Origin of the sequence: Stenotrophomonas sp. (genome assembly GCF_031995405.1) — a bacterium.
GTDB lineage: Bacteria > Pseudomonadota > Gammaproteobacteria > Xanthomonadales > Xanthomonadaceae > Stenotrophomonas.
Genome location: NZ_DAMAGC010000004.1, coordinates 68148 through 76487 on the forward strand (window position 1 = coordinate 68148; position 8340 = coordinate 76487).

At 69.0% G+C, this 8340-nt stretch carries 5 protein-coding genes; 1 reads left to right on the forward strand and 4 read right to left on the reverse strand.

Annotated features, from left to right (window positions below):
- Nucleotides 1-196: 196 nt before the first annotated feature.
- The 3 genes from RTO53_RS01550 to RTO53_RS01560 all read right to left on the reverse strand — a co-directional run bounded on the left by RTO53_RS01550 (nucleotide 197) and on the right by RTO53_RS01560 (nucleotide 6802).
- On the reverse strand, nucleotides 197-1642 hold the full coding sequence (locus RTO53_RS01550; RefSeq protein ID WP_312236124.1) for an FAD-dependent oxidoreductase: 1446 nt from the start codon (nucleotides 1640-1642) through the stop codon (nucleotides 197-199).
- Between the two features lie 126 nt (nucleotides 1643-1768).
- Nucleotides 1769-6223 (reverse strand): glutamate synthase large subunit, encoded by a 4455-nt coding sequence (gene gltB / locus RTO53_RS01555; RefSeq protein ID WP_312236125.1) that lies wholly within the window; start codon nucleotides 6221-6223, stop codon nucleotides 1769-1771.
- Nucleotides 6224-6400: 177 nt separating this feature from the next.
- Entirely contained in the window at nucleotides 6401-6802 is a 402-nt protein-coding gene (locus tag RTO53_RS01560) for an I78 family peptidase inhibitor (protein WP_312236126.1), read from the reverse strand.
- A gap of 130 nt (nucleotides 6803-6932) precedes the next feature.
- Here RTO53_RS01560 and RTO53_RS01565 point away from each other — a divergent pair, with 130 nt between their 5' ends.
- Entirely contained in the window at nucleotides 6933-8003 is a 1071-nt protein-coding gene (locus tag RTO53_RS01565; RefSeq protein ID WP_312236127.1) for a DNA topoisomerase IB, read from the forward strand.
- 9 nt (nucleotides 8004-8012) lie between these two features.
- Here RTO53_RS01565 and RTO53_RS01570 read toward each other — a convergent pair whose 3' ends face one another.
- Nucleotides 8013-8339, reverse strand: coding sequence for a hypothetical protein (locus tag RTO53_RS01570; protein ID WP_312236128.1), 327 nt, complete (start codon nucleotides 8337-8339; stop codon nucleotides 8013-8015).
- Nucleotide 8340 lies beyond the last annotated feature (1 nt).

An 8340-nucleotide genomic window follows, 5' to 3' on the forward strand; every position in this document is an offset into this window, starting at 1 on the left:
CGGGCCACGCCCGGCAACCCCGACCCACCAAAACGAAGCGGGTAGTGCCGGGCCACGCCCGGCAACCACGACCCACCAAAACGAAGCGGGCAGTGCCGGGCCACGCCCGGCAACCCCGACCCACCGCAACGAAGCCCGCTACTGCCGGGCCACGCCCGGCAACCGCGCACCGCGCGACCCCGACACTCCCGCCGCGTTACACCGACAACAGCTGCACAATGCTGCCGGCCGCATCCCGCCCTTCGGCCACCGCAGTCACCACCAGGTCGGCACCGCGCACCGCATCGCCACCGGCGAACAGGCGCGGGTGCGCGGTCTGGAACGGCAGGCGGTCGCGGCCACCGGCGATGATGCGGCCGTTGTGCCCGCCTTCCACCCCGTGCGCGGTCAGCCAGGCCGGGGTGCTGGGCGAGAAGCCGAAGGCGATGATCACCACGTCCGCTTCCAGCAGCGATTCGCTGCCTTCGATCGGCACTGCATTGCGACGCCCCTGCGCGTCGGGCGCGCCGAGCTGGGTCTCCACCACCATCACCCCGATCACTTCGTCGTCGGCGCCGGCTTCGATGGACAGCGGCTGGCGGTTGAACAGGAAGCGCACGCCTTCCTCGCGGGCATTGGCCACTTCGCGCGCCGAGCCCGGCATGTTGGCCTCGTCGCGACGATAGGCACAGGTCACCTTGGCCGCGCCCAGCCGCACCGCGCTGCGTACGCAGTCCATGCCGGTATCGCCACCGCCCAGCACCACCACGCGCTTGCCGTCCAGGTCGGGCAGGGCGATCTGGTCTTCCCAGCCGGCGATGGGCCGGCCATGCGCGTCGCTGCCGCTGACGATGCGGCTGTTCTGCACCAGGAACGGCAGTGCCGGCAGCACGCCCTTGAGGTCCTGGCCGAGCAGGCCGCCGTCGGTGTAGCGGTAGGCGCCGGTGCCCACGAACACTGCGTCGTACTCGGCCAGCAGCTCGTCCACGCTGACATCGCGGCCGATCTCCACGCCGAGGCGGAACTGCACCCCCATGCCCTCGAGCACGTTGCGGCGGCGACTGATCACCGACTTGTCCAGCTTGAAGCTGGGAATGCCGAACTGCAGCAGCCCGCCGATCTGTTCGTAGCGGTCATACACCACCGCCTGTATCCCGGCATGCGCCAGACGGTCGGCACAGGCCAGCCCGGCCGGGCCGGCGCCGATCACCGCCACGCGCTTGCCGGTGGGCTCCACCGCGGTCATGTCCGGGCGCCAGCCGGTGGCCAGCGCGGTGTCCACGATGTACTTCTCGACCGCACCGATGGTGACCGCGCCGAATTCCTCCAGCGTGCAGCTGCCTTCGCACAGGCGGTCCTGCGGGCATACCCGGCCGCAGACTTCGGGCAGCGGGTTGGTCGAGTGGCACAGCGTGGCCGCCTCGTGGATGCGGTTTTCCTGCACCAGCTGCAGCCACTGCGGGATGGCGTTGTGCACCGGGCACTTCCAGCTGCAGTAGGGGTTGCCGCAGTCCAGGCAGCGCCCGGCCTGGTACTGCGCGTCTTCCTTGCCGAACTTGCCGTACAGCTCGCCCCAGTCGCCGGAGGTGCGCAGTTCGACCGGGATGCGTTGCGGCATGGTCCGGGGCAGGTCGAGGAACTGGAAGGCTTGCTTGCGGCTCATGGGTGGGCCCTGCGATGGTGGGTTGCCGGCCAGCGGCCGGCACTGCAAATGGGGGTTGCCGGCCAGCGACCGGCACTACAGCGGTGGATGTGCAGCGCCGGCGGGGGGCCGGCGCCCTGACCCCGATCAGGCGGCGCGGCGCAGTGAGTCGGTCAGCGATTCGATGCTGGCGGCCTTGGGTTTGACCAGCCAGAACTTGCCGACGTAATCGCGGAACTCGTCGAGAATCTGCTGCGCCCAGATGCTGCCGGTCAGTTCGCGGTGGCGGCTGATCAGCGTGTGCAGGTGCTGGCGATGGTTCTCGAAGCCTTCGGCGGAGATGCGGTGGATGTCGATCAGCTCGTGGTTGTAGCGGTCCACGAAGTCGCGGTCGATATCCAGCACGTAGGCCAGTCCGCCGGTGAAGCCGGCGCCGAAGTTCACCCCGACCTTGCCCAGCACCAGCACGATGCCGTCGGTCATGTACTCGCAGCAGTGGTCGCCGGCGCCTTCGATCACCGCCAGCGCGCCGGAGTTGCGCACGCCGAAGCGCTCGCCGGCACGGCCCGCGGCGAACAGCTCGCCGCCGGTGGCACCGTACAGGCAGGTGTTGCCGATGATCGCGGTGTTGCGTGCCTCGAAGCGCGCCCCGCGCGGCGGACGTACCACCAGGCGGCCACCGGCCATGCCCTTGCCCACGTAGTCGTTGGCCTCGCCTTCAACCTCCAGCTGCAGGCCGCCGACGTTGAACGCGCCGAAGCTCTGCCCGGCAGTGCCGCGGAAGCGCAGGGTCAGCGGCGCATCGCTCATGCCCTGGTTGCCGTGCGTGCGCGCGATTTCACCGGACAGACGCGTGCCGATCGAACGGTCGGTGTTGTGGATCAGGAAGCGGTGTTCGCCGCCGAGCTTGCCGGCGATGGCCGGGGCCAGCAGGCCGTCCATCTGCGTGGCCAGGCTGTCCGGCGATTCGTACAGGCGCTGCGCGGCGCAGTGGCTGCCGCCGTACCGGGCTGGGTTGAGCAGGCGCGACAAGTCCACCTTGACGCCCGGGCGCGGCGACACGTCCAGCTGCTGCAGCAGGTCGGTGCGGCCGACGATCTCCTCCAGCGAGCGCACGCCCAGGTAGGACAACCAGCCGCGCACTTCCTCGGCCAACAGGCGGAAGAAGTTCTCCACGCGCTCGGGCAGGCCGGTGAAGTACTGCGCGCGCAGGCGCTCGTCCTGGGTGGCCACGCCGGTGGCGCAGTTGTTGAGGTGGCAGATGCGCAGGTACTTGCAGCCCAGCACGATCATCGGCGCGGTACCGAAGCCGAAGCTGTCCGCCCCGAGCAGCGCGGCCTTGATCACATCCAGCCCGGTCTTCAGACCGCCGTCGGTCTGCAGCAGGGTGCGCCCGCGCAGATCGTTGGCGACTAGTGCCTGGTGCGATTCGGCCACGCCCAGTTCCCACGGCACGCCCGCATAGCGGATCGAGCTGACCGGGCTGGCCCCGGTGCCGCCGTCATGGCCGGACACGGTGATCAGATCGGCGCCGGCCTTGACCACGCCGGCGGCGATGGTACCCACACCGGCATGGCTGACCAGCTTCACCGACACCAGCGCGGTCGGGTTGACCTGCTTGAGGTCGTAGATGAGCTGGGCCAGGTCTTCGATGGAGTAGATGTCGTGGTGCGGCGGCGGTGAGATCAGGCCGATGCCCGGCTTGGCGTAACGCAGCCGCGCGATCAGTTCGTTGACCTTGTGGCCGGGCAGCTGGCCGCCTTCGCCGGGCTTGGCGCCCTGGGCGACCTTGATCTGCAGCACTTCGGCGTTGACCAGGTACTCGGCGGTAACCCCGAAACGCCCCGAGGCCACCTGTTTGATCTTGCTGCGCTTCTCGGTGCCGTAGCGCACCGGGTCTTCGCCGCCTTCGCCGGAATTGCTGCGCCCGCCGAGGCGGTTCATCGCGATCGCCAGCGCCTCATGCGCCTCGGGCGACAACGCACCCAGGCTGATCGCAGCAGTGTCGAAGCGGCGGAACAGGTCTTCGGCCGGGGCCACCTCATCCAGCGGGGTCGGGACAGGCGCGGCCTTGAGCTGCAGCAGGTCGCGCAGTGCCGACACCGGGCGGCCGTGCACGGCCTCGCAGTAGCGCTGCCAGTCGGCGGCATCGCCGCTGCGCGCGGCGCGCTGCAGGGTCATGACCACGTCCGGGTTGTACATGTGGTATTCGCCGCCGTGCACGTACTTGAGCACGCCGCCCACGTCCGGGCGCAGCAGGTCGTTCCAGGCGCGCACGGTGAGTTCGCGCGCCTCGTCATCCAGCCGCGCGAAGCCGACGCCGGCCACGCGCGAGGCGGTATCGGGGAAGCACAGGTCCACGACCTCGTCATCGAGTCCGACGATTTCGAACAGCTGCGCGCCGCGGTAACTGGCCACGGTGCAGATGCCCATCTTGGAGATGATCTTGGACAGGCCCTTGTAGATGCCCTTGCGGTAGCGGCGCCCGATCTGCGACTGCTCGCCGCCCTTGCTCAGCTGCAGGATGCCGCGCCGGCCCAGGTCGAACAGGGTCTGGTAGGCCAGGTACGGATACACCGCGGTGGCGCCGAAACCGAGCAGGCAGGCCATGTGGTGCGCATCGCGCGCGGTGCCGGTTTCCAGGATCAGGTTGACGTCGCAGCGCAGCCCGGCGTTGGACAGGTGGTGATGCACCGCGCTGGTGGCCAGCAGCGCGTGCACCATCGGCCGGTCGGCAACCGGATAACGGTCGCTCAGCAGCAGCATGACGATGCCCGCGCGCGCGGCGGCCTCGGCCTCGGCGCAGATGCGCTCGATGCCGGCCTTGAGGCCTTCGTCCAGGCTGTAGGAGAGGTCGATCAGGCGGTTCTTCTCGACGTACTGCTCCATCTTGATCAGCTGGCGCAGCTTGCGCTGGCTGAGCACCGGCGAATTGAGGATGACGTGGTTCACCGTCTCCGCACCGGCATGGAAGATGTTGGTCTCCTTGCCGAGCTGGGTGGACAGCGACATGACGCAGTCTTCGCGCAGCGGATCGATCGGCGGATTGGTGACCTGCGCGAACGCCTGGCGGAAATAGTCGTAGAGCGGGCGGCTGTGCTGGCTGAGCACCGCCATGGGCGTGTCATCGCCCATCGAACCGGTGGCTTCCTGCTCCGTCTCGGCCAGCGGGCGCAGGATCTGCTCCACTTCCTCGCTGCTGAGCTGGAACAGCTTGTGATAGCTGCGCAGGGTGCGTTCGTCGAAGGGTTCCTCGACCAGCGACGGATCGATCAGCTCGGTCTGCAGGTAGGTCACGCCCTGCTGCAGCCACTGCTTGTACGGAGCGCGGCCACGGTTGATGCGGTCGATGGCGTCGGAGTCGAGCAGGTCGCCACGCTTGAGGTCGATGGCCATCATCTCGCCCGGGCCGAGCTTGCCCTTGCGCACCACGCGCTCGGCCGGCACTTCCCACACGCCGGCTTCGGAGGCAACCAGGAAATGGCGGTCGGAGGTGAGCATCCAGCGCGCCGGGCGCAGGCCGTTGCGGTCCAGCGTGCAGGCGGCATAGCGCCCGTCACAGGCGACGATACCGGCCGGGCCGTCCCAGGGCTCGCTGTTGAGGCCGTAGAACTCGTAGAACGCGGCCAGGTCGGGGTCCTTGAACTCCAGCGACTGGGTGGCCGGCGGCACCAGGATGCGCAGCGCCTGGATCAGCTCCATGCCGGCGCTGACCATCAGTTCGAGCATGTTGTCCAGGCTCTGCGAGTCCGAGCCGTGCATGGAGATGACCGGGTTGAACTCGCCGATGTCGAAGCGCGGGGTCTTCCACACCTTGCTGCGCGCCTGCGCCCAGCGGCGGTTGCCCTCGATGGTATTGATCTCGCCGTTGTGGGCGAGCATCCGGAACGGGTGTGCCAGCGGCCAGCGCGGCAGCGTGTTGGTGGAGAAACGCTGGTGGAACACGATCGCGCTGGAGGCCAGGTCGTTGCGCTGCAGGTCGACGTAGAAGCGGCTCAGCTTGTCCGGCAGCACCATGCCCTTGTAGCTGATCGCATTCGGGCTGAGCGTGGTGACGTAGTAATCGGCATGTTCGCGCAGCTGCTGTTCGCTGCGACGGCGGGCCAGGAACAGCGCCAGGGTGAAGGCGGCCTCGTCCTGCCCGGCACCGGCATCGACGAACACCTGCTCGATGCGCGGCAGGGTGTCGCGCGCCAGCTGGCCGCACACACTCGGGTCGGTCGGCACAGGGCGCCAACCGACCGGACGACAGCCGGCATCGCGCAGCTGCTGTTCCAGGGTGTCGCGGCAGGCCTGCGCGGCGGTGGCGTCATGCGGCAGGAACACCACGCCGGCGGCGAAGCGTGCGCCGAGGGTGAGGCCGGCTTCGACAGCCAAGGCCTTGAGGAACACGTCGGGGCGGCGCAGCAACAGGCCGCAGCCGTCACCGGTGACGCCGTCGGCGGCGACGCCGCCGCGGTGGGTCATGCGCGACAGCGCGGCAATGGCGGTATCCACCAGCAGTCGCGACGGCTGGTCATCGAGCTGGGCGACCATGCCGAAACCACAGGCGTCGCGCTCATCTTGCGGGTCGTAAAGCCCTTGGCGGTTGCGGGGGGCCATCTCTGCCTCAATGTCGGGTGAGCGGCGACACTCGTCCCCGCTCAATCCGTTGAGCGCATCTGGAGGCACCGGATGACTCGACTAGATCACAGTTGTTGCAACGCCGCAATACACGGTTGCAGGCGCAACCAAACCCCTGCAAAAGCCGCCTGGAAGTGACTTCCAGGCGCTCCCTGTTCAGCCGCAGCGCAGGCCGCTGATCACGCCCTTCTCGTCCACTTCGATGTTCAGGCGTTCGCCGATGAACTCCATCGTGGTGACGTCGCTGGGCTTGAGCACGCGCAGCTGCTTGGCGCCGGCGTCCTGTTGGGCCTGGTTGCCGACATCGTCGGAATAGGCCTGGCCGACCAGGCTCTGCACCTGGTTGGCATCGCAGTTGCCGACCGGCGGCGCTTCCAGCGCCTTGCCCGCTTCATCGGTCGGGGCAGCAGCGGCTTCGGCCGCCTTCTGCGCATGGGTGGCCACTGCTTCCTGCTCGTCCATGGGCGGCGCCTGGCAGGCAGCCAGCGCCAGCAGGGTGGGGACTACGGCCAGAAGGCCAAGGGAACGCCGCAGGCGGCGGAACGACAAGGACGGCATCGAGACTCCGGAGAGGGAACCAGGGAAACGATGGAGGATATCGCCAAGCGGGGCGTGAGGTGTTCGTGTTGCGTTATTGACGCCGCCTCGCACCGCCACCGGGTAACACTGGAGGCCCTTCCCGCCGCGCATGCCGATGAGCCCCAGCCGTAGTGTCACCCCCGAAGCCGCCGCCGCCCGCGAGGCCGGCCTGCGCTATGTCAGCGACGAAATGCCCGGCCTGCAGCGGCGTCGCGCCGGCAAGGGCTTCAGTTACCGCGATGCCGATGGCGCGGCGGTGCGCGATGCGGCCACGTTGGCGCGGATCCGCGCGCTGGCGATCCCGCCGGCCTATACCGATGTGTGGATCTGCGCGCTGCCCAACGGCCACCTGCAGGCCACCGGTCGCGACGCGCGCGGGCGCAAGCAGTACCGCTACCACGCCGACTGGGCGCGGGTGCGCGGGGACGGCAAGTTCGACCGCATCATCGCCTTCGGCACGGCACTGCCCGTGCTGCGCCGCCGCTTGCGGCGCGACCTCAAGCTGACCGGCTTCCCGCGCGACAAGGTCCTGGCCATCGTGGTGGCGCTGCTGGCGCAGACGCTGGTGCGCGTGGGCAATGAGGTATACGCCCGCGACAACCGGTCCTACGGGTTGACCACGCTGCGCAACCGGCACTTGGCGCTGGTCAAGGACGGGCGTGCGCAGATGCGCTTCCGCGGCAAGTCCGGACAGGCGCATGAGGTGGACGTGGATGACCGCCGCCTGGTGAAGCTGATCCGTGGCTGCCAGCAGCTGCCCGGGCAGGCGCTGTTCCAGTATCGCGATGACGAGGGGGCGGTGCAGCCGGTGGATTCGAGCATGGTCAACGACTACCTGCACGACGCGATGGGCGAGGATTTCAGCGCCAAGGACTTCCGCACCTGGGGCGGGACGCTGGAAGCCATCCGCCAGTTGGCCATCACCGAGCTGCCCGAACCCTCCAGCGAACGTGCGCTGGCGACGTTGCAGAAACAGGTGGTGTGCGAGGTGGCCACCCTGCTGGGCAATACGCCGTCGGTGTGCAGAAAGTCGTACATCGATCCGTGCGTGTTCGACGGCTGGCGCGCGGGCTCGCTGAAGGCGCTGGCCGGGCTGCGCGGCCAGCGGCAATGGGAGCTGGCTACATTGAAAGTGCTCAAGGCCGCACGCCGCACGGTCAAGCGCGCGCGCGCGGCCTGAGCCGGTGGGTCAGCCGCAGTAGAGCGCGGTGATGTTGTTGGTGCCGCCGGTTTCGATGGTCAGGCGCTCACCACCGCTCTCGGCACCCGGGGTGGCGTTGGCCGCACCGCTGGCGGTCGGGCCGCTTTCGGCGCGCTGGCCGCGCACCACATTCACCTGCAGGCTGTCGCTGTCCACGCGGGCGCGCTCGACGGTGGCAGCCGAGGCGGCCAGCCCGACCGCGCCGCGCACTTTGTCCACGTGGCACTGGCCGGAGATCACCCCCTCGATGGGCTGGATCTGCGCGACCGGGGTACTGCTGCAGGCCAACAGGGCGGCGACGGCGGCGGCGGCGATG